Origin of the sequence: Enterobacter dykesii (genome assembly GCF_008364625.2) — a bacterium.
Lineage (GTDB): Bacteria > Pseudomonadota > Gammaproteobacteria > Enterobacterales > Enterobacteriaceae > Enterobacter > Enterobacter dykesii.
This window is the reverse complement of the sequence record NZ_CP126604.1, coordinates 2,526,060-2,547,421: the sequence shown is the minus strand read 5'-3', so window position 1 is coordinate 2,547,421 and position 21,362 is coordinate 2,526,060. Positions and strand designations below refer to the sequence as shown.

Genomic DNA, 21,362 nt, shown 5'->3' with positions numbered 1-21,362 from the left:
CTACTATCGCTGCCCAGATTCATGCGTATTTGTCCTAATTGATCGGCAACGCGTTCTTTTCAGACCCGGACTGCGGGGCGAGGCTGATATACTCAACGCGTTATTTATTGCATAAAAGTTCAAAACTTGAACAGCTCAGGAGAATTTGAATGGCTGCCCTAAATTCGAAAGTCAGAAAGGCCGTCATCCCGGTAGCGGGATTGGGGACCAGGATGTTACCAGCAACTAAGGCAATTCCTAAAGAGATGCTGCCTCTGGTTGATAAGCCATTAATCCAGTATGTCGTTAATGAATGTATCGCAGCCGGCATCACCGAAATTGTGCTGGTTACGCATTCATCTAAAAACTCTATCGAAAACCATTTCGATACAAGCTTTGAACTTGAAGCCATGCTGGAAAAACGTGTTAAGCGTCAGCTGTTAGAAGAAGTTCAGTCTATTTGCCCGCCACACGTTACCATTATGCAGGTTCGTCAGGGCCTGGCTAAAGGTCTGGGCCACGCTGTTATGTGTGCACATCCTGTTGTAGGTGATGAGCCTGTAGCGGTAATTCTGCCTGACGTAATTCTGGACGAATACGAATCCGATCTTTCCCAGGATAACCTGGCAGAGATGATCAAACGTTTCGACGAAACCGGTAGCAGCCAGATTATGGTTGAGCCTGTTGAAGACGTGACGGCATACGGTGTGGTTGACTGCAAAGGCGTTAACCTTGAGCCGGGCGAAAGCGTGCCAATGGTTGGCGTGGTAGAGAAGCCTAAAGCCGACGTAGCGCCTTCAAACCTGGCCGTTGTAGGTCGCTATGTCCTGAGCGCTGAAATCTGGCCTCTGCTGGCTAAAACGCCTCCAGGAGCGGGTGATGAGATTCAGCTGACGGATGCCATTGATATGCTGATCGAGAAAGAGACCGTTGAGGCTTACCATATGAAAGGTAAGAGCCATGACTGCGGTAATAAGCTTGGTTATATGCAGGCGTTCGTTGAATATGGTATTCGCCACAATACTCTTGGTGAAGAATTTAAAACCTGGCTCAAAGAGAGCGTAGGTATTAAGAAATAAGCCACGGTTACATATGTCCGAAACCGGTGAGGCGCTGCCCACCGGTTTTTTTATGCCCTAAACACTTCTGAAACCTGTCTCTAAGTACAGTTATTAAAATTGCCAAATAATGCTTTATGACAGAATGTAAGGGGATGTTTGCGCCAAATTTAGGTTAAAAAAAATCCCGCATTACGCGGGATTTTTCTGAATACTGCTGGATTAATCCTTGATCAGGAAGTCGTCCAGCTGTTTACCTTGTTCGTCCATGGCTTTCTTGATAACAGCAGGAGTGCGGCCCTGGCCAGTCCAGGTTTTAGTTTCGCCGTTCTCGTCAACGTAGCTATATTTAGCAGGACGTGCAGCACGCTTGGCTTTAGTACCGGTTTTAGCTGCAGCCATGCTGTTCAGCAATTCATTTGGATCGATACCATCAGCAATCAGCATTTCACGATATTGCTGCAGTTTACGAGTGCGTTCTTCGATTTCAGCAGCTGCTGCGCTTTCTTCTTCACGACGTTCATTAACTACAACTTCTAATTTTTCCAGCATTTCTTCAAGCGTTTCGAGGGTGCATTCTCTTGCCTGCGCACGAAGAGTACGGATGTTGTTCAGAATTTTAAGTGCTTCGCTCATTGTAGTAATCTCAAACTTATAATGGGGGGTGGTTTGTTGACCTAATAATAGAGCCATAAATTCAGTTGTGCAATAGCCAGGAATGTAAGGAATTCAAAAAATACTAAATAATGCCGCTATTATTAATTACGCTAACTTAAATTTCATCACCCCACAGTCTCGTTTGTTATCAGCTAACCCGGCTGAACCCGGCCGATTGCCTCTTTTTTTTGTGACATTTACCGCAGGAATTATAGTTGCGGCGGAGAAATATCAGCCTTTTGTATTAGTTCCGCGCCGTGATGTTAAGACTGAAATAGTTAATAAATAGTGAATTTTAAAGAACGGGGATTCCACTATAAAAAGCAGTGTTATGTTTGGCTGAACATATAACATATTGGCCGGATTGAAGGGGTTTACTTCATGTTTTAACGGGCTATTTTCACAAAAAGAAGGTTGTGAACTCCGCGCTGAAACGCTTCCCTTGCGTGCTACATCGCTGATGACCAGACAAATTATGGTACAATGAATCATCGGGAATATTACACATTGATTGGGGTTTTACGGCCAATGGCACAACTTTATTTCTACTATTCGGCTATGAATGCCGGGAAATCCACCGCGTTGCTGCAATCCTCGTACAATTACCAGGAGCGGGGGATGCGTAGCGTTGTTTATACGGCTGAAATTGACGATCGCTTTGGCGCAGGGAAGGTAAGTTCCAGAATAGGGCTCTCGTCGCCTGCCAGACTGTTTAACCCGAAAACCGATCTGTTTGAGGACATTCGCACAGAACACGCTGTTAAGCCCATTCACTGTGTTCTGGTAGATGAGTGCCAGTTCCTGACGCGTGAACAGGTTCATGCCCTTTCAGAGGTGGTCGATGAGCTCGATATTCCCGTGCTGTGTTACGGCCTGCGTACTGATTTCCGCGGTGAGCTCTTTGCCGGTAGCCAGTATTTGCTCGCCTGGTCGGATAAGCTTGTCGAATTGAAAACAATCTGCTTCTGCGGTCGCAAAGCCAGCATGGTGCTTCGCCTCGACCAGGCCGGGAAACCTTATGCAGATGGTGAGCAGGTGGTGATAGGCGGTAATGAACGCTATGTTTCGGTCTGTCGTAAGCATTATAAAGAAGCGCTAGCTGTAGGCTCGCTGACGGCGATTCAGCACGACAACAGAAAATAACATCCGCCTCATTATTCAGGCATAAAAAAACCCGCCATAAGGCGGGTTTTTCATCTGCTGCGGTCAATTAAGCGCTTTTCTTCGCTTTCTTGTCAGCTTTGATGACAGGAACTTCTGTTTTCACAGCGGCAACGTCACCTTCTTTGAATTCACGACCGTAGTAGGTATCCAGCAGAATCTGCTTCAGCTCGGAGATCAGTGGGTAGCGCGGGTTAGCACCAGTACACTGGTCATCGAATGCATCTTCAGACAGCTTATCGACATGAGCGAGGAAGTCAGCTTCCTGAACGCCTGCTTCACGGATAGATTTAGGAATACCCAGCTCAGCTTTCAGGCTTTCCAGCCATGCCAGCAGTTTCTCAATCTTCGCGGCAGTACGGTCGCCCGGTGCGCTCAGACCAAGGTGGTCTGCGATTTCAGCATAACGACGACGCGCTTGCGGACGGTCGTACTGGCTGAAAGCAGTCTGCTTGGTTGGGTTGTCGTTAGCGTTATAACGGATAACGTTGCTGATCAACAGGGCGTTCGCCAGACCGTGAGGAATGTGGAACTGAGAACCCAGTTTGTGCGCCATAGAGTGGCAAACACCCAGGAAGGCGTTCGCAAACGCGATACCGGCGATGGTTGCTGCGCTGTGAACGCGTTCACGTGCTACCGGGTTTTTAGCCCCTTCGTTGTAGGACGCTGGCAGGTTTTCCTTCAGCAGTTTCAACGCCTGCAGAGCCTGACCGTCAGAGAACTCAGATGCCAGCACAGAAACGTAAGCTTCCAGGGCGTGAGTTACCGCATCCAGACCACCGAACGCACACAGTGACTTCGGCATCTCCATAACCAGGTTCGCATCAACGATAGCCATGTCTGGGGTCAGTGCATAGTCAGCCAGTGGATATTTCTGACCTGTTGCATCGTCCGTTACTACCGCGAATGGCGTAACTTCTGAACCGGTACCGGAAGTGGTTGTTACCGCGATCATTTTCGCTTTTACGCCCATTTTCGGGAACTTGTAGATACGTTTACGGATATCCATAAAGCGCAGCGCCAGTTCTTCGAAGTGGGTTTCAGGGTGCTCGTACATGACCCACATGATTTTCGCGGCGTCCATTGGGGAACCACCACCCAGTGCAATAATCACATCTGGTTTGAAGGAGTTAGCCAGCTCAGCACCTTTACGCACAACGCTCAGGGTAGGGTCAGCTTCAACTTCAAAGAACACTTCAGTTTCAACGCCGGCCGCTTTCAGCACAGAGGTGATCTGGTCAGCGTAGCCGTTGTTAAACAGGAAACGGTCAGTCACGATGAGCGCACGTTTGTGGCCATCAGTAATCACTTCATCCAGCGCGATTGGCAGTGAGCCACGGCGGAAGTAGATAGATTTCGGAAGTTTGTGCCACAACATGTTTTCAGCTCGCTTAGCAACGGTTTTCTTGTTGATCAGGTGTTTTGGACCAACGTTTTCAGAGATGGAGTTACCACCCCAGGAACCACAACCCAGAGTCAGGGAAGGTGCGAGTTTGAAGTTGTACAGGTCACCGATACCACCCTGAGAAGCAGGGGTGTTAATCAGGATACGTGCAGTTTTCATCATCTGACCGAAGTGAGCAACGCGTTCTGGCTGGTTGTCCTGGTCGGTGTACAGACAAGACGTGTGACCGATACCGCCCATGGCAACCAGTTTCTCGGCTTTCTCTACCGCGTCTTCGAAATCTTTCGCACGGTACATGGCAAGCGTTGGGGACAGTTTTTCATGTGCAAACGGCTCGCTTTCGTCGACAACTTTCACTTCACCGATCAGGATTTTGGTGGTTGCCGGAACGGTAAAGCCTGCCAGCTCAGCAATTTTGTAAGCCGGCTGACCTACGATAGCGGCGTTCAATGCGCCATTTTTCAGGATAATGTCCTGACCCGCTTTCAGCTCTTTGCCCTGCAGCAGGTAGCCGCCGTGGCTGGCGAAACGTTCACGAACAGCGTCGTACACGGAATCGACAACAACAACAGACTGTTCAGATGCACAGATCACGCCGTTATCGAAGGTTTTAGACATCAGTACAGACGCAACGGCACGTTTGATGTCAGCGGTTTCGTCGATAACAACAGGGGTGTTACCGGCGCCCACACCGATCGCAGGTTTACCGGAGCTGTATGCGGCTTTAACCATGCCTGGACCACCGGTTGCCAGGATCAGGTTAATGTCCGGGTGATGCATCAGCGCATTGGAGAGCTCAACGGAAGGTTGGTCGATCCAGCCAATCAGATCTTTTGGTGCGCCAGCAGCGATCGCCGCCTGCAGGACAATATCTGCAGCTTTGTTGGTCGCGTCTTTAGCACGTGGGTGTGGAGAGAAGATGATTGCGTTACGGGTCTTCAGGCTAATCAGTGATTTGAAGATAGCAGTAGACGTTGGGTTAGTGGTCGGAACAATACCGCAGATGATGCCGATAGGTTCAGCGATGGTGATGGTACCGAAGGTGTCGTCTTCAGACAGCACGCCACAGGTTTTCTCATCTTTATAGGCGTTGTAGATATACTCAGAAGCAAAGTGGTTTTTGATCACTTTATCTTCTACGATACCCATACCGGATTCGGCAACGGCCATTTTAGCGAGAGGGATTCGAGCATCTGCAGCAGCCAGTGCGGCCGCGCGGAAGATTTTATCAACCTGTTCTTGGGTGAAATTGGCATATTCACGCTGGGCTTTTTTAACGCGCTCGACGAGGGCGTTCAGTTCAGCGATATTAGTAACAGCCATAATGCTCTCCTGATAATGTTTAAACTCTTTTAGTAAACCAGCGCTCGATACGTCACACAGTATAGACAGAGCCGATACGACTTGCGTAACACAAAGTAAAACAAAGAGTTACTTTCTGCGTCTGCACACTAATTTACTAAAAGAGCCTTACCTTAGCATCATCCCTTTTTGTCAGGTGATCTCCCTGGGGGCGTAACCAAGATTACTCACTTCTGAGTACGGAAATCATGATCTGCGTCAATTTTCCCCCAAGCTGATACCTTTCAGCAGGGTTATTTCGTTGAGATTTTTCAAGTGTTAAATAATTACGTAAGTAATGGAAGCAGCGCTATCATTGATTATACATATGTTTAACATCCTGAAATGATAACGTTTTGCCACAGATTTCGAGTGAAGTATGCTGATAAAAAGGGTATCTTCAGCGCGATTTCTCATGACAAATTGTCAGTCCCGGGCATGTGTATAAGCGGAGCAAAACGTGATCCAAACGCTCTTTGATTTTCCAACGTATTTTAAATTTTTTATTGGTTTGTTTGCCCTGGTCAACCCGGTGGGGATCATTCCTGTGTTCATTAGTATGACGAGTTACCAGACGGCGGCGGCAAGGAATAAGACCAACCTCACCGCTAACCTGTCAGTGGCTATCATATTGCTCACCTCGCTTTTTCTGGGTGACGCCATTCTCCAGCTCTTCGGGATTTCGATTGACTCTTTCCGCATAGCGGGTGGGATTCTGGTCGTGACCATCGCCATGTCAATGATCAGCGGTAAGCTGGGCGAGGATAAACAGAACAAGCAGGAGAAGTCAGAAACCGCCATCCGCGAAAGTATTGGCGTGGTGCCGCTGGCCTTACCGCTCATGGCTGGCCCTGGCGCCATCAGTTCAACCATTGTCTGGGGCACGCGTTACCATAGCCTGATGCACCTGATTGGTTTTTCCGTCGCCATTGCCATTTTCGCGCTCTGCTGTTGGGGGGTATTCCGCATGGCGCCCTGGCTGGTGCGCCTGTTGGGGCAGACGGGCATTAACGTCATAACGCGTATTATGGGCCTGCTGTTGATGGCGTTAGGGATTGAATTCATCGTTACGGGAATTAAAAGCATTTTCCCCGGTTTGCTGCACTGATATTTCGTATGAAAGAACGGAGCCACGGCTCCGTTTTTTTACGTCATTATCGGTAAATCCTATAACTAAAGTTGAAATGCTCACATATCATAATAAATTCTACTAATAATGTTCATTGCTTGTATTTCAATAAGTTATTAATTCCCGCCAAACCCGCCTGCGCAGAAAACCTTCGATCGATCTGTTATTTTACTCACATGATACTCTGGGGCTTGCTGAGAGATAACCGAAATGATATTAGTAAATTCAACATTCCCCTAGATGAATGTGCTAAATAATAACCAGTTGTTAAATTTTTGTACAAAATCACTCGATGATAGCGCAGCGACGCGCGTGTAGAGAAAATTTTCTCTATCTTGTTGAATGTCATGCTTTTTTATTGATGTTCGATGTCTGGCAGGGCTGCCCTCAACGATGCGGTACTCACCGTAAAAGAGAATTGCTTAACAAATTTGCAAAATGTATTGGCGCGCGTTTACGCCATTTGATACTTTCCGGCCTAATATTTTGCAGCATAAAACAAGCAGATGAGAATTATTTTCATATGGTTCTCTTCTCAGATATCCATCGCAGGTCTCAAACAGGGGAGGCCTGTTAAGAATCGACGCAAGACGGCCATACGAGCGGTCAGTAATAAAAAAGTCGGTGATAGCAAGCAGTAAAAGAAGAACCTGACAGCAGCAAAAAAAAACTCCTGCGCTGTACAGGCCCCAACAGGGGATTACACAGCTGGCGAAGGCCAGTCATTATAATGAGTGGAGTACCAACACAATGTCCATCATCACAAAAAAAAATCTGGTAGCGGCGGGGATTTTAACTGCGCTAATCGCGGGCAACGCTGCAATGGCTGCGGACGTTCCTGCAGGTGTTCAACTGGCGGAGAAACAGACGCTGGTGCGTAACAATGGTGCGGAAGTTCAGTCTCTTGACCCGCACAAAATTGAAGGTGTTCCTGAGTCTAACGTTAACCGCGACCTGTTCGAAGGCCTGCTGGTGACAGACGTAGACGGCCACCCGGCGCCGGGTGTTGCAGAAAAATGGGAAAACAAAGATTTCAAAGTCTGGACCTTCCATCTGCGTAAAGATGCGAAATGGTCCGACGGTACACCGGTCACAGCCGAAGATTTCGTTTATAGCTGGCAGCGTCTGGCGAATCCAACCACCGCCTCTCCGTATGCGAGCTACCTGCAATATGGCCACATTGCCAATATTGATGACATCATCGCGGGCAAAAAACCTGTTACCGACCTGGGCGTAAAAGCGATCGATGCCAATACCTTTGAAGTGACGTTGAGCGAACCTGTTCCGTACTTCTATAAGCTGCTGGTTCACCCGTCCGTCTCTCCGGTACCAAAATCCGCCGTGGAAAAATTTGGTGAAAAATGGACCCAGCCTGCCAATATCGTGACTAACGGTGCCTACAAGCTGAAAGACTGGGTGGTCAACGAGCGTATGGTGCTTGAGCGTAACCCGCAATACTGGGACAACGCTAAAACCGTTATTAATCAGGTTACCTATCTGCCAATTTCGTCCGAAGTGACTGACGTTAACCGCTACCGCAGCGGTGAAATCGACATGACCTATAACAACATGCCGATTGAACTGTTCCAGAAACTGAAAAAAGAGATCCCTAAAGAAGTTCACGTCGATCCGTACCTGTGCACCTATTACTATGAAATCAACAACCAGAAAGCACCGTTCACCGACGTACGTGTCCGTACCGCGCTGAAGCTGGCACTGGATCGCGATATCATCGTGAACAAAGTGAAAAACCAGGGCGATCTGCCAGCGTACAGCTATACCCCTCCATACACCGATGGCGCAAAACTGACCGAGCCAGAGTGGTTCAAACAGACTCAGGAACAGCGTAACGCGGAAGCGAAGAAACTGCTGGCCGAAGCGGGCTACACCGCAGATAAGCCGCTGACCTTCAGCCTGCTCTACAACACTTCCGATCTGCACAAAAAACTGGCTATCGCCGTTGCCTCAATCTGGAAAAAGAACCTGGGCGCGAACGTGAAGCTGGAGAACCAGGAGTGGAAAACCTTCCTCGACAGCCGTCATCAGGGCACCTTTGATGTGGCTCGTGCTGGCTGGTGTGCGGACTATAACGAACCGACCTCCTTCCTGAACACCATGCTGAGCGACAGCTCGAACAACACCGCTCACTATAAGAGCCCAGCGTTCGACAAGCTGATCGCCGACACGCTGAAAACCACTGACGAAGCACAGCGTAAAGAACTGTACTCTCAAGCCGAGCAGCAGCTGGATAAAGATTCCGCGATCGTTCCGGTTTACTACTACGTTAACGCCCGTCTGGTGAAACCGTGGGTAGGTGGGTATACCGGTAAAGACCCGATGGATAATATCTACGTTAAAAACTTGTATATTATCAAGCATTAATGGCAATGAGTGGGGCGGGCATGCTCGCCCCACGGTGTCTAACCAACGTCACATAATATAGGCACACGCCAGAAGGTACGGGCAATGTTGAAATTTATCCTACGTCGCTGTCTTGAAGCGATTCCAACGCTATTTATTCTCATCACGATTTCCTTCTTCATGATGCGTCTTGCGCCGGGCAGTCCATTTACCGGTGAGCGTACGCTGCCGCCTGAAGTCATGGCGAATATCGAAGCGAAATACCACTTGAACGATCCTATCTCCACCCAGTACTTCAATTACCTGAAGCAGCTGGCCCACGGCGATTTTGGACCGTCATTTAAATATAAAGACTATTCCGTTAACGACCTGGTCGCGTCCAGCTTCCCGGTTTCGGCTAAGTTAGGTGCTGCGGCATTCATTCTGGCCATCGTTTTCGGGGTCACCGCAGGCGTTATCGCCGCGCTCAGACAAAATACCAAATGGGATTATGCCGTAATGGGGGTGGCAATGACCGGGGTAGTGATACCCAGCTTCGTTGTCGCGCCATTACTGGTGATGATATTTGCCATCACGCTGAAGTGGCTGCCTGGCGGCGGCTGGAACGGCGGGGCATTGAAGTTCATGATTTTGCCGATGGTGGCATTATCTCTGGCGTACATCGCCAGTATCGCGCGTATCACCCGTGGTTCAATGATCGAAGTGCTGCACTCGAACTTCATTCGTACCGCGCGCGCTAAAGGGCTGCCGATGCGTCGGATTATCTTCCGCCACGCGCTCAAACCGGCGCTGTTGCCCGTGCTCTCCTACATGGGACCGGCATTCGTTGGGATCATCACCGGCTCTATGGTTATCGAAACAATCTACGGCCTGCCTGGCATTGGTCAGCTGTTCGTTAACGGCGCGCTCAACCGCGACTATTCGCTGGTGCTGAGCCTGACCATTCTCGTCGGTGCGCTGACCATTCTCTTTAACGCTATCGTCGATGTTCTGTACGCCGTCATCGACCCGAAAATTCGTTACTAACGCTGGAGCACGCCATGATGTTGAGTAAGAAAAACAGCGAGGCGCTGGAAAACTTCAGTGAAAAACTGGAAGTAGAAGGTCGTAGCCTCTGGCAGGACGCGCGCCGTCGCTTTATGCACAACCGTGCAGCGGTTGCCAGTCTGGTTGTTCTGGTGATCATCGCGCTGTTTGTGACCCTGGCGCCAATGCTGTCGCAATTTACCTATTTCGACACCGACTGGGGCATGATGTCCAGCGCGCCGGATATGGAATCAGGCCACTATTTTGGCACGGACTCCTCGGGACGCGACCTGCTGGTGCGTGTCGCTATCGGTGGCCGTATCTCGCTGATGGTCGGTATTGCTGCCGCGCTGGTCGCGGTGATCGTGGGTACGCTCTATGGTTCACTTTCCGGCTACCTCGGCGGCAAAATTGACTCGGTAATGATGCGTCTGCTGGAAATCCTGAACTCCTTCCCGTTTATGTTCTTCGTCATCCTGCTGGTGACCTTCTTCGGCCAGAATATCCTGCTGATCTTCGTGGCTATCGGGATGGTTTCTTGGCTGGATATGGCGCGTATTGTTCGCGGCCAGACGCTGAGCCTCAAACGCAAAGAGTTCATCGAAGCCGCGCAGGTAGGCGGTGTGTCCACCGGGAATATCGTGGTTCGCCACATCGTTCCTAACGTGCTGGGCGTGGTGGTGGTTTATGCCTCACTGCTGGTACCAAGCATGATCCTGTTTGAATCTTTCCTGAGCTTCCTGGGTCTCGGTACACAAGAGCCTCTGAGCAGCTGGGGCGCGCTGCTGAGCGATGGCGCAAACTCGATGGAAGTTTCACCGTGGCTGCTGCTTTATCCGGCGGGTTTCCTGGTCGTCACCCTGTTTTGTTTTAACTTTATCGGCGATGGCCTGCGTGATGCCCTCGACCCGAAAGACCGTTAAGGAGCGCCGTCATGACAATTATTGAAACGGCCACTGCGCCACAGGCGCAACAGCAGAATAATCTTCTGCTGGATGTGAAAGACCTCCGCGTGACCTTTAAAACGCCGGACGGGGATGTTACCGCCGTCAACGATCTCAACTTCAACCTGCGCGCGGGTGAAACGCTGGGGATCGTAGGGGAATCCGGTTCCGGAAAATCCCAGACCGCCTTTGCGCTGATGGGCCTGCTGGCCGCAAACGGCGTTATTGGCGGTTCCGCGAAATTCAACGGTCGTGAAATCCTTAACCTGCCGGAACACGAGCTGAACAAGCTGCGCGCTGAGCAGATTTCGATGATTTTCCAGGATCCGATGACCTCGCTGAACCCGTATATGCGCGTAGGCGAGCAGCTGATGGAAGTCCTGATGCTGCACAAAGGCCTGGGCAAAGCGGAGGCCTTTGAAGAGTCGGTCAAAATGCTCGATGCGGTGAAAATGCCGGAAGCGCGTAAGCGTATGCGCATGTTCCCGCACGAATTTTCTGGCGGTATGCGTCAGCGCGTGATGATTGCGATGGCGCTGCTGTGCCGGCCAAAGCTGCTGATTGCCGATGAACCTACCACCGCGCTGGACGTTACCGTTCAGGCGCAAATCATGACCCTGTTGAACGAGCTGAAGCGCGAGTTCAACACGGCGATTATCATGATTACTCACGACCTGGGCGTGGTGGCCGGCATCTGCGACAAAGTGCTGGTGATGTACGCCGGTCGTACCATGGAATACGGCAAAGCGCGCGATGTCTTCTATCAGCCTGCGCACCCGTACTCGATTGGTCTGTTGAATGCGGTGCCGCGTTTGGATGCGGAAGGGGAATCCCTGCTCACCATTCCGGGCAACCCGCCAAACCTGCTGCGTCTGCCGAAAGGCTGTCCGTTCCAGCCGCGCTGCCCGCACGCGATGGAAATCTGCAACAGCGCTCCGCCGCTGGAAGAGTTTGCACCAGGCCGTCTGCGCGCCTGCTTTAAGCCGCAGGAGGAGCTGGTATGAACGCATTAGATGAAAAACGCAACGTGCTGCTCGAAATTGCTGACCTTAAGGTGCATTTCGATATTAAAGACGGCAAACAGTGGTTCTGGCAGCCGCCGAAGACCCTGAAAGCGGTGGATGGCGTCACGCTGCGCCTGTACGAAGGGGAAACCCTGGGCGTGGTGGGTGAATCCGGCTGCGGGAAATCGACCTTTGCGCGAGCCATTATCGGCCTGGTCAAAGCCACCGACGGTAAAGTGGCCTGGCTGGGTAAAGATCTGCTGGGCATGAAGCCCGACGAGTGGCGCGAGGTGCGCAGCGATATCCAGATGATTTTCCAGGATCCGCTGGCATCATTAAACCCGCGTATGACCATCGGCGAGATTATTGCCGAGCCGCTGCGGACCTATCATCCAAAGATGTCTCGTCAGGAAGTGCGCGATCGCGTGAAGGCGATGATGATGAAAGTCGGCCTGTTGCCAAACCTCATCAACCGCTATCCGCATGAGTTCTCCGGCGGTCAGTGCCAGCGTATTGGTATTGCCCGTGCGCTGATCCTCGAACCGAAGCTGATTATCTGCGATGAGCCGGTTTCCGCGCTGGACGTGTCCATTCAGGCGCAGGTGGTTAACCTGCTGCAGAAGCTGCAGCGCGAAATGGGGCTGTCGCTGATCTTTATCGCGCATGACCTGGCCGTGGTGAAACACATTTCTGACCGCGTGCTGGTGATGTATCTGGGGCATGCCGTGGAGCTGGGCACCTATGACGAGGTATACCATAATCCATTGCACCCCTACACCAGAGCGTTGATGTCCGCGGTGCCGATCCCCGATCCGGATCTGGAAAAGAATAAAACCATCCAGCTTCTGGAAGGGGAATTACCCTCACCGATTAACCCACCGTCAGGCTGCGTCTTCCGCACGCGCTGCCCAATGGCCGGGCCGGAATGTGCAAAAACGCGACCGGTTCTCGAAGGCAGTTTCCGACATGCGGTTTCCTGCCTGAAAGTAGACCCGTTATAATCGCAAGGGCTGACATGATGTCAGCCCTTATTTTTTGCGAGGTTACTGTGTCGCGTTTATTCACGTCAGCCCGTCGGCGGCTATATCATTTTTTATTCGATCCTGAAACGGTTTCCGGGCGACGCTTTGAAGGTCTGTGCGGTTTATTTGCGCTCCTCAGCGTGGTTGTCATCTTTATTGAATCGGGTGCCGGGACGCAATACCACCTGACGTTTGACGAATGGCATATCTTTGTCTGGCTTGAGCTGGCGATTACCCTGGTTTTTACCGCTGAATATCTGCTCAGAGTGATTGCCTGGCCAAACCCGGCCCGATATGTTTTCAGCTTCTGGGGATTTATTGATTTAGCCACCATTCTGCCGCTCTACGTCATGTGGCTGTGGCCGGAAATCAGCCTGAGCTATGTCTTTGCCTGGCGAGCGATGCGCGTTATTCGCGTCTTACGTATTCTAAAATTACTGCGCTTTATGCCATCATTGCGCGTGTTCTGGAGCGCAATCGTCAGCGCCCGGCATCAGCTTATTTTGTTCTACTCGTTTATTGCCATCGTCATGATTGTTTTTGGCGCGCTGATGTATTTAATAGAAGGGCCCAAATATGGCTTTACGACGCTCAATGCGTCCGTCTACTGGGCCATTGTGACCGTCACGACCGTGGGTTACGGTGATATTACGCCCCATACGCCACTGGGCCGCATCGTGGCATCTGTGTTGATTTTGATTGGCTATTCGGTCATTGCGATCCCGACGGGACTTATTACCACACACATGAGCAGCGCCTTTCAGAGCCGCAAGCAGCAGCGCAAGTGTCCTCATTGCCAGCAGGGCGAACATCAACACGACGCGCGGTTTTGTCACCGCTGCGGCAGTAAATTACCGGAGTAAATAAAAAAGGCTGCAATCGCAGCCTTTTTTATTATTCGCGCCAGAGAATATGGCACAGCTTGTGGTCTTTCTCTCGACAGAGCAGAACGCGCGCGAAAATATCGTTAATTTCGCCGCCGTCTTCATCTGCCAGCCCAATCACCACTTCGGCAAAGAAGTCCGGATTCAGGTCGAAATCCACATGCTCAGCCCAGTCTTCTGAAGGGTCGAACAATTCGGCGCCGCCGCGCTCTTCGAACTGCAGATTGAAGAGGATCACGTCTGCGGGATCGAGGTTATCAACCGCCAGTTCGAGAAAAATGTCATAGGCCTGCTCGAGCGTTTCGTCTTCGGTCAGGCGATTGTTCAGATCCATTTCCATGATGACTACCTGTTTAACATCGTTGGGCACGTTTTACAGCAACGGACTAAAGAAGTAAAACAGTCGTTCGGCAATTCTCTGCCACAGCGGACGTTTTACCCACAGTCTGGCATCCAGCAGCCGCGAGCGGGAGATATAATCATCCTGCACCGCTGCGAGGTCGCCGCCAAAGCCGGCATCATCAATGACCAGCGTGATTTCAAAGTTAAGCCAGAGGCTGCGCATGTCCAGGTTGACCGTGCCCACCAGGCTCAGCTCACCGTCGACGAGAACGCTCTTGGTGTGGAGCAATCCGCCTTCAAACTGGTAAATTTTTACACCTGCGGCCAGCAGTTCGCTGAAGAATGCCCGGCTGGCCCAGCCCACCAGTAGGGAGTCATTTTTGCGTGGCAAAATGATGCTGACATCGACACCGCGCTGCGCGGCGGTACAAATCGCGTGCAGGAGGTCGTCGCTGGGGACAAAGTAGGGCGTCGTCATGATCAGATATTCACGCGCCGAGTAGGTTGCCGTCAGCAGCGCCTGATGAATTAAGTCCTCCGGGAAGCCCGGCCCTGAAGCAATGGTATGAATGGTGTGACCGCTGGCCTCTTCAAACGGCATAATATTGCCGTCCGGCGGTGGCGGCAGGATACGTTTGCCGGTTTCAATCTCCCAGTCGCAGGAATAAACGATGCCCATCGAGGTGGCAATCGGACCTTCCATTCGCGCCATCAAATCCACCCATTGACCTACGCCCGAGTCCTGCTTGAAGAAGCGCGGATCAACCATATTCATACTACCGGTGTAGGCAATATAGTTATCGATCATGACCATTTTGCGATGCTGACGGAGATCCATCCGGCGCAGAAACACGCGCAGGAGATTTACCTTCAGCGCTTCAACCACTTCGATCCCGGCATTACGCATCATGCCGGCCCAGGGGCTACGGAAAAATGCCACGCTACCCGCGGAGTCGAGCATCAGGCGGCAGTGAATGCCGCGCCGCGCGGCGGCCATCAGCGACTCAGCGACCTGATCAGCCATCCCGCCGGGCTGCCAGATATAAAAAACCATCTCGATATTATGACGAGCCAGCTGAATATCGCGGATTAACGCCTGCATGACGTCGTCGGACGAGGTCAGCAGCTGCAGTTGATTGCCCTTAACGCCTCCAATACCCTGGCGGCGCTCGCACAGCTTAAACAGTGAGGAGGCGACGCTGCTATTCTCCTCGGCAAAGATATGTTTGCAGGCTTTAAGGTCGTTCAGCCACTTCGCGGTGGAGGGCCACATGGCACGGGCGCGCTCGGCGCGGCGTTTACCCAGATGAAGCTCACCGAAAGAGAGATAGGCAATAATTCCCACCAGCGGGAGGATATAAATGATCAGAAGCCAGGCCATGGCAGAGGGTACGGCTCTGCGCTTCATCAGGATGCGTAATGTCACACCCGCGATTAACAGCCAGTATCCCAGAATGACCAGCCAACTCACCACGGTGTAGAAGGTTGTCATAGGTAAAAAAATCCTTTTGAAAGCGTATTGTTATGAGTGTACGCATCAGGATTCATCTGGCAAATAAAAACGCCAGGTAAAAGCGCTGGTTTGCTGCCGGGTTGGGTTTATAATGGCCTTTCTTTTAGAGAAAAAGTGTTAGAGAAAGAGTTGTAGACATGAAGCGCAGTAGAACAGAAGTAGGGCGCTGGCGCATGTTGCGACAGGTGAGTCGTCGCAAGGCTCGTTGGCTGGAAGCACAATCCCGCCGCAATATGCGTATTCACGCCATCAGAAAATGTGGATTGACCCGGCATCGCAATGCGTTGCTGTTCGCAGTCCAGGATATCTGAATCCATGAGGGCACCGTAACCGGTGCCCGCTGATTTTATAGCATCTGATTTTTTAGGAATAGCGTATTTGCAGCGATATTCCTGTTGTATTGAGCAAAAGGAGGGAGAAGTGTTTGCGGAGTTTGGCGTACTGAATTTCTGGACGTATGTTGTCGGCGCGTTTTTTATCGTGCTGGTGCCAGGGCCGAATACCCTGTTTGTGCTAAAAACCGGGATCGGTCACGGCGTTAAAAAAGGGTATCTTGCCGCCACAGGCGTATTTATCGGCGATGCGGTGCTGATGTTTCTGGCCTGGGCGGGCGTCGCAGCATTAATCCAGACCACGCCGGTACTGTTTAATATCGTGCGCTATCTCGGAGCTTTCTATCTGCTCTGGCTGGGCGGCAAAATGCTCTGGTCGGTGGTGAACCGCCAGAAAAACGCGCATGAGAGCGGCCCTGAACCGGCCAGTATGATCATGAAACGTTCGCTGGTATTAAGCCTGACCAATCCCAAAGCGATTCTGTTCTACGTATCGTTCTTCGTTCAGTTCATTGACGTGAATGCGCAGAGCACCGGCACCTCTTTCCTGATCCTCGCGACGACGCTGGAGTTGATAAGCTTCATGTATATGAGTTTCCTGATCTTCTCAGGCACGTTTGTCACGCGTTATCTGAAAACGAAAAAGAAACTGGCAAAGCTGGGGAACGGGCTGATAGGGCTGCTGTTTGTCGGGTTTGCTGCGAGGTTGGCATCGCTACATTGATGGTTAGAAAGGCTCCTGAGGGAGCCTTTTTTATGTCTGGCGTAACTGGAAAGCCGCGCCAGACAAGGCTTCACGTTTTACTACTAGCAGTCAAAAGCCATAAAAAGCGGCTAGGGTGTGGACACATTGTGGACATTCTGACCACCATTAGCACCCTTCAACGGGTTAAGCGAAATCGCGTCCTGCAGGTACTGAGGAGCGAAGTGCGCATAGACCATTGTCTGCGCAATTTTCGTATGACCTAAGATCCTCTGCAGTGTGATGATGTTGCCCCCGTTAATCATAAAGTGCGTCGCGAAAGAGTGTCGTAGCGCATGTGTTGCTTGTCCGGCCGGTAAATCGGGCTTAACCTCTTTGAGGGTTCGCCTGAAGTCAGCATAACTGGCCTCAGGAAACAGAAAACCTCGTGTTTTGCCGACTACGTAAGCCGCAACGTCATCAGAGATCGGGACCGTGCGCGGTGTGTTGGTTTTCGTCTTAATGAAAGACACCCGGTTATGAATCACATTCTCCGCCTTCAATCGCGCAGCTTCTCCCCATCTTGCTCCGGTACTCAAACACAAAACCGCAATTTTACGATTATCACCTGAGAGCGCAGCAAGTAAGGCGTCAATTTCCTCAAGAGTGAGATAGCCCGTTTCGGCTGTCTGCTCTTTCAGTTTTTTGAATCCCCTGAATGGATGCTCACCGTTATACAGTTCTGACTCAATCAGGGTTGTGAACATCCCACCTAGCGTGATCAGGTCGCGGTTGATGGTAGTTGGCTTAATACCTTCACCCCGACGTTGAGCACAATATTGCGTTATCAGGCTCTTGGTGATCTGGAAAGCGCACGGGTTTCCGGTCATCGTTTCGAAACGCTCAATTTTCCTGAGATACGATTGACCGTGCTCCTCATGTTTACCTTTCAGCTTCCACCATAACTCTTTCAGTTCCGACAATTGGCGTTTGTCCGTTGGTTTTGAAAGCCATTCCTTTGAGTGATGGTTATATTGAGTATGTTTTTCAAAAGCCATCGCCTCGCTTTTCTTGTCGAACTTCCGACGGATGCGTTTTCCGTTACGCCCGGTCGGTCTAATGTCCACTTCATATCGACCATCATCGAGCTTTTTAACAGACATAAAGCCTCCCGATGATGTTACTGCGTACTTCAATTTCCTGATTTAAATAGCAAAAACTCACTGCGCATTTACTGCACAAATAAGCGCCGTAAATGGTTAGCCAGTTTTCTGGTCTGAGTGGGGTGACGTTGTTGTCTGCTGCCCAAAGTGCGCGAGAGCCGGTGCAATCTGCCCAGCTTCGGGTGCTATTTGGTCAGTCATAAACCATAAGGTGTACTTGGTGAAACGAGGATGTTGAAGGATTCTCATTATGGGCTCGACACCCGGTTTTTTATCCCCAGCTTCGTATCCACAAAATGAACCATATGCTATTCCAGTTAACTCACTGATTTCCTTTCTATTTAAGCGTTCTGACTCCCTTATGAGTTTTATTTTTTCATTTATCGGGGTTGACATAAATCCTCCATACGATGATTATTCCCTTATAAGGAAATTAATTCCTTTTTATGGGGTTTAGCTATAGGCAATTAAAGCCCTTTATGAGCAATTAAATGCACTAAAGGAGAATCGTAACAGATGAACAACCAGCTTGTAAGTAGCACGGACGCGGTTCCGTATCAGGAGTTTGCGCGTCTGATAGGCAAAACTCCTGCTGCCGTAAAAGGAATGATTGAGAAAGGAAAGCTGCCAGTAGTTGAGATGACTGACCCACAATCAACAAGCGGTAGAGCAGGGGAATATTGGGTCTACCTGCCTGCATGGAACAAAGGAATGAAGATGGCTTATGACAGCCGTCCTAAAGAAATTCGCGATGGTTGGCTGATGTGGCTCGGCTTAGGTCAACCTTCACGGTGATTAAATTCATCTAATCCATTCAAATTCAATCGAGAAATTGCATGTCAAAACCAATAAAGCATGGCTGCATTCGTCATATCACTAATGGTATGCGGGTGCTGATCGACTTAAAAAGCGTGGCCGCTATCCGTGAGCGCACTGAAACAGCCGACAAAGTTGAGGTGCATCTGACGTCGGGAGAAGTTTTTGAACTTGATGTTGCCTATGAGGAGATTGCAGGTCTGTATCTAGAATTTTTAGCAAAAGAACGTGGGGTTATGGCAAACCCCACCATTATTTGAGCTTAGTTGATATCTAAAAAGCTTTTATGCGTGACAGGCATTTTAGATTGAACTGCCTCTCTCAACTGGATTGACAGTTTGTTGATTTCCTCAGCCTTCTCACGATTAGAGATCGCATCAGAGGAAGAATTAACCAATGCAATGGCTGATTTTAGAGTGGCAATTAATTCATCATTTTGTTGATTAGTCATGAAATACCTCATGTGATTGGCTTGTTTTTGGCGATTCGATCCTATCACAAGGCCATGTGTCGGGCATGGTTAAAACCCGACTCCCTAAGGAGAATTTATGAAAGAGCCTCGCTGTATTGCACAGTTGCTTCGAAGAGAAAACCCTAATCCGATCAACTTCACCATCACTCACGGTCGCGGCCGCAAGGGCATAATCATCCGAACCCGTAAGCCGGGCGTTATCGAGAAGGTTCGCCGTCTGGTCAAAAAGAGAGGACTGTGGTTATGACGGTAATGACACTGGACGTGATCCAGAAACAACCAACAGCGCTTCGCGGTCTGGTCTGCAAGTATTTGGCTCAGCCTCGCTGGCAGGACACTTGCGATTTTTACAATCAGATGATGGAGCGGGAGCGTCTTACGGTTTGTTTCCACGCTCAATTAAAACAGCGCCACTCTGTCATGCGCTTAGAGGAAATGACCGAAGCCGATCGTGAGCGTCTTGTTTGCGCGCTTGATGAATTGAGAAATGCATTCGCCCGGCACCGCCAACTTGGCGTGTCAAAAGCAACTTTCATCAGCCGCCTGACCGTTAGCCAAAGGCGATCACTGTTTCTTCATGCGGGACTGACAGAGCAGGAATTTATGATGCCGCACTGGCGTTTGAATGAAGAGGGCTGTTATTGGCGCGACAAACTTTTCCGCGCGCTGCGAGAGCTGTTTAGCCTTTTTGAGTACGCACCTACCATTTTAACCTCGGTAAAACCTGAGCAGTATTTACATTAATTAATCTGGATTCGTTTTATTACGCGCCTTACAGCGTGGGGACTCCTTTTGTCTGGAGATAGGCAAATGCAGACACAAAACACAGTACCAGATGGCATGTTTGGACTGACCCCACGCCCGTAGACAAATTCTGTCCTCACGATGAGGCCTGTTCGAAGGCCTCCGGACTGAGGCCGCCGAGGTGACTGTGGCGCCGGGCCCGGTTGTAGAACACTTCAATGTAATCGAAGATATCGGCCCGGGCCAGATCCCGGGTTTTATAGATGCGTTTTCTGATCCGCTCTTTTTTCAGCGAACTGAAGAACGATTCGGCCACCGCATTATCCCAGCAGTTGCCACGCCTGCTCATGCTCGGGGCCAGGTTATTAGCCCGGCAGAAGCGCTGCCAGTCGTCACTGCCGTACTGGCTGCCCTGGTCTGAGTGCACGATGACCTCGCCGTCCGGTTTTCGCCGCCAGACGGCCATCATCAGCGCGTCGAGTGCCAGTTCGCGTGAGAGAGTGGGCTTCATCGACCAGCCGACCACATTACGGGCGAAGAGATCGATAACCACCGCCAGATACAGCCAGCCCTGCCAGGTGCGGATATAAGTAATATCTGTGACCCAGACCTGATTGGCCCGGACAACAGTAAACTGCCGCTGCACGCGATTAGGGGCAACCACTGAAGGCCGGCCGGCGATACGACGCGGCGCTTTATAGCCGCGTACGGCTTTGATCCGGTTTTGTTGCATAATACGACCCACCCGGTTTTTGCCGCAGGTTTCCCCGATTTCGTTCAGGTCGCCATGAACCCGCCGGTAACCGTATACGCCTCCGCTCAGTGAATATGAGTCGCGGATAAGCATCAGCAGACGCTGGTTATCTTTATCACGCACCGAGACCGGGTTGTGCAGCCACGCATAGAACCCGGCCCGGGCGACATTCAGTACCCGACACATCGTCATCACACCCCATACAGTGCGGTGTTCATTGATAAAGCGGTACTTCAGTCGGGCTCCCTTGCAAAGTACCGCGCGGCCTTTTTCAGGATATCCCGTTCTTCTTCGGTGCGTTTTAGCTGCGCCCGGAGTTTCAGGATCTCGCTTTTGGCTTCCAGTAAATCCCGGGCATGCTGTTCGCTGTTATCAGGTTTGATAGCCCGTAGCCACTTGTAGAGGCTGTGTGCAGAAACGCCCAGACGGTCGGATACTTCGGCAACGGAATAACCGCGTTCTGTTATCTGACGGACGGCTTCTTCCTTAAATTCAGGTGTAAATCGTGGTGTGCCCATACGCTCCTCCTATGCTCAAACTATAGGGCAGGATCGTCTACCGGGGCGGGGTCAG

23 protein-coding genes are annotated in these 21,362 nt (G+C 50.8%); 15 read left to right on the top strand and 8 right to left on the bottom strand.

The window, feature by feature from the left end:
• Window positions 1–149: 149 nt before the first annotated feature.
• Complete coding sequence (gene galU, locus F0320_RS12275; protein WP_008502780.1) at window positions 150–1,058, top strand: UTP--glucose-1-phosphate uridylyltransferase GalU; 909 nt, start codon at window positions 150–152, stop codon at window positions 1,056–1,058.
• A 201-nt stretch (window positions 1,059–1,259) separates the two neighbouring features.
• On the opposite strand, the gene hns is transcribed toward galU, so the two are convergent.
• Window positions 1,260–1,673 carry a histone-like nucleoid-structuring protein H-NS gene (gene hns, locus F0320_RS12270; protein ID WP_008502781.1) on the bottom strand — a complete coding sequence of 138 codons (414 nt, stop codon included), beginning with the start codon at window positions 1,671–1,673 and terminating at the stop codon, window positions 1,260–1,262.
• 549 nt (window positions 1,674–2,222) lie between these two features.
• Here hns and tdk point away from each other — a divergent pair.
• Entirely contained in the window at window positions 2,223–2,837 is a 615-nt protein-coding gene (tdk, locus tag F0320_RS12265) for a thymidine kinase (RefSeq protein WP_047651159.1), read from the top strand.
• A 67-nt stretch (window positions 2,838–2,904) separates the two neighbouring features.
• On the opposite strand, the gene adhE is transcribed toward tdk, so the two are convergent.
• Complete coding sequence (adhE, locus tag F0320_RS12260; RefSeq protein ID WP_149323952.1) at window positions 2,905–5,583, bottom strand: bifunctional acetaldehyde-CoA/alcohol dehydrogenase; 2,679 nt, start codon at window positions 5,581–5,583, stop codon at window positions 2,905–2,907.
• Window positions 5,584–6,061: 478 nt separating this feature from the next.
• Here adhE and F0320_RS12255 point away from each other — a divergent pair, with 478 nt between their 5' ends.
• The 7 genes from F0320_RS12255 to F0320_RS12225 all read left to right on the top strand — a co-directional run bounded on the left by F0320_RS12255 (window position 6,062) and on the right by F0320_RS12225 (window position 13,950).
• Complete coding sequence (locus F0320_RS12255) at window positions 6,062–6,709, top strand: YchE family NAAT transporter (protein ID WP_021240330.1); 648 nt, start codon at window positions 6,062–6,064, stop codon at window positions 6,707–6,709.
• Window positions 6,710–7,480: 771 nt separating this feature from the next.
• A complete protein-coding gene (gene oppA / locus F0320_RS12250; protein ID WP_126328756.1) occupies window positions 7,481–9,112 on the top strand; it encodes an oligopeptide ABC transporter substrate-binding protein OppA in 1,632 nt (543 codons plus the stop codon).
• An 84-nt stretch (window positions 9,113–9,196) separates the two neighbouring features.
• Window positions 9,197–10,117 (top strand): oligopeptide ABC transporter permease OppB, encoded by a 921-nt coding sequence (oppB, locus tag F0320_RS12245; protein ID WP_008502786.1) that lies wholly within the window; start codon window positions 9,197–9,199, stop codon window positions 10,115–10,117.
• A gap of 14 nt (window positions 10,118–10,131) precedes the next feature.
• Complete coding sequence (oppC, locus tag F0320_RS12240; protein WP_023312096.1) at window positions 10,132–11,040, top strand: oligopeptide ABC transporter permease OppC; 909 nt, start codon at window positions 10,132–10,134, stop codon at window positions 11,038–11,040.
• Between the two features lie 11 nt (window positions 11,041–11,051).
• Complete coding sequence (locus F0320_RS12235) at window positions 11,052–12,065, top strand: ABC transporter ATP-binding protein (protein WP_023312095.1); 1,014 nt, start codon at window positions 11,052–11,054, stop codon at window positions 12,063–12,065.
• Complete coding sequence (gene oppF / locus F0320_RS12230) at window positions 12,062–13,066, top strand: murein tripeptide/oligopeptide ABC transporter ATP-binding protein OppF (RefSeq protein ID WP_023312094.1); 1,005 nt, start codon at window positions 12,062–12,064, stop codon at window positions 13,064–13,066. Before F0320_RS12235 ends, oppF begins: the two co-directional genes overlap by 4 nt.
• A gap of 14 nt (window positions 13,067–13,080) precedes the next feature.
• Complete coding sequence (locus tag F0320_RS12225) at window positions 13,081–13,950, top strand: ion transporter (protein ID WP_185807236.1); 870 nt, start codon at window positions 13,081–13,083, stop codon at window positions 13,948–13,950.
• 31 nt (window positions 13,951–13,981) lie between these two features.
• Here F0320_RS12225 and F0320_RS12220 read toward each other — a convergent pair whose 3' ends face one another.
• Window positions 13,982–14,311 carry an HI1450 family dsDNA-mimic protein gene (locus F0320_RS12220; protein WP_006810881.1) on the bottom strand — a complete coding sequence of 110 codons (330 nt, stop codon included), beginning with the start codon at window positions 14,309–14,311 and terminating at the stop codon, window positions 13,982–13,984.
• A gap of 33 nt (window positions 14,312–14,344) precedes the next feature.
• Window positions 14,345–15,805 carry a cardiolipin synthase gene (gene cls / locus F0320_RS12215; RefSeq protein WP_028013424.1) on the bottom strand — a complete coding sequence of 487 codons (1,461 nt, stop codon included), beginning with the start codon at window positions 15,803–15,805 and terminating at the stop codon, window positions 14,345–14,347.
• A 158-nt stretch (window positions 15,806–15,963) separates the two neighbouring features.
• Here cls and F0320_RS12210 point away from each other — a divergent pair, with 158 nt between their 5' ends.
• Entirely contained in the window at window positions 15,964–16,137 is a 174-nt protein-coding gene (locus F0320_RS12210; RefSeq protein WP_086379783.1) for a YciY family protein, read from the top strand.
• Window positions 16,138–16,246: 109 nt separating this feature from the next.
• Window positions 16,247–16,882, top strand: coding sequence for a leucine efflux protein LeuE (gene leuE, locus F0320_RS12205; protein WP_109845027.1), 636 nt, complete (start codon window positions 16,247–16,249; stop codon window positions 16,880–16,882).
• Window positions 16,883–16,992: 110 nt separating this feature from the next.
• Here the strand turns inward: leuE and F0320_RS12200 are convergent, their stop codons facing one another.
• Both F0320_RS12200 and F0320_RS12195 read right to left on the bottom strand, forming a co-directional pair.
• Entirely contained in the window at window positions 16,993–18,003 is a 1,011-nt protein-coding gene (locus F0320_RS12200) for a phage integrase (protein ID WP_149323951.1), read from the bottom strand.
• A gap of 96 nt (window positions 18,004–18,099) precedes the next feature.
• Window positions 18,100–18,399, bottom strand: a complete 300-nt coding sequence (locus F0320_RS12195; RefSeq protein WP_000106733.1) for a helix-turn-helix domain-containing protein — start codon at window positions 18,397–18,399, stop codon at window positions 18,100–18,102.
• A gap of 120 nt (window positions 18,400–18,519) precedes the next feature.
• Between F0320_RS12195 and F0320_RS12190 the strand changes: the two genes are divergently transcribed.
• Complete coding sequence (locus F0320_RS12190) at window positions 18,520–18,798, top strand: regulatory phage cox family protein (RefSeq protein ID WP_001064688.1); 279 nt, start codon at window positions 18,520–18,522, stop codon at window positions 18,796–18,798.
• Window positions 18,799–18,839: 41 nt separating this feature from the next.
• Window positions 18,840–19,079, top strand: a complete 240-nt coding sequence (locus F0320_RS12185; protein WP_149323950.1) for a hypothetical protein — start codon at window positions 18,840–18,842, stop codon at window positions 19,077–19,079.
• Between the two features lie 2 nt (window positions 19,080–19,081).
• On the opposite strand, the gene F0320_RS12180 is transcribed toward F0320_RS12185, so the two are convergent.
• Window positions 19,082–19,270, bottom strand: coding sequence for a hypothetical protein (locus tag F0320_RS12180; RefSeq protein ID WP_000184654.1), 189 nt, complete (start codon window positions 19,268–19,270; stop codon window positions 19,082–19,084).
• Window positions 19,271–19,367: 97 nt separating this feature from the next.
• Here F0320_RS12180 and F0320_RS12175 point away from each other — a divergent pair, with 97 nt between their 5' ends.
• Together F0320_RS12175 and F0320_RS12170 are read left to right on the top strand one after the other, a co-directional pair.
• Window positions 19,368–19,538, top strand: a complete 171-nt coding sequence (locus F0320_RS12175) for a hypothetical protein (protein ID WP_169810063.1) — start codon at window positions 19,368–19,370, stop codon at window positions 19,536–19,538.
• Entirely contained in the window at window positions 19,535–20,035 is a 501-nt protein-coding gene (locus F0320_RS12170) for a hypothetical protein (RefSeq protein WP_029883441.1), read from the top strand. Before F0320_RS12175 ends, F0320_RS12170 begins: the two co-directional genes overlap by 4 nt.
• A gap of 136 nt (window positions 20,036–20,171) precedes the next feature.
• Here the strand turns inward: F0320_RS12170 and F0320_RS12165 are convergent.
• Window positions 20,172–21,307, bottom strand: a protein-coding gene (locus F0320_RS12165; protein WP_221765986.1) for an IS3 family transposase whose coding sequence is annotated in 2 segments (ribosomal slippage) — window positions 20,172–21,061 and window positions 21,061–21,307 — 1,137 coding nt in all. Because the reading frame shifts where the segments join, the coding sequence is not laid out codon by codon here.
• Window positions 21,308–21,362 lie beyond the last annotated feature (55 nt).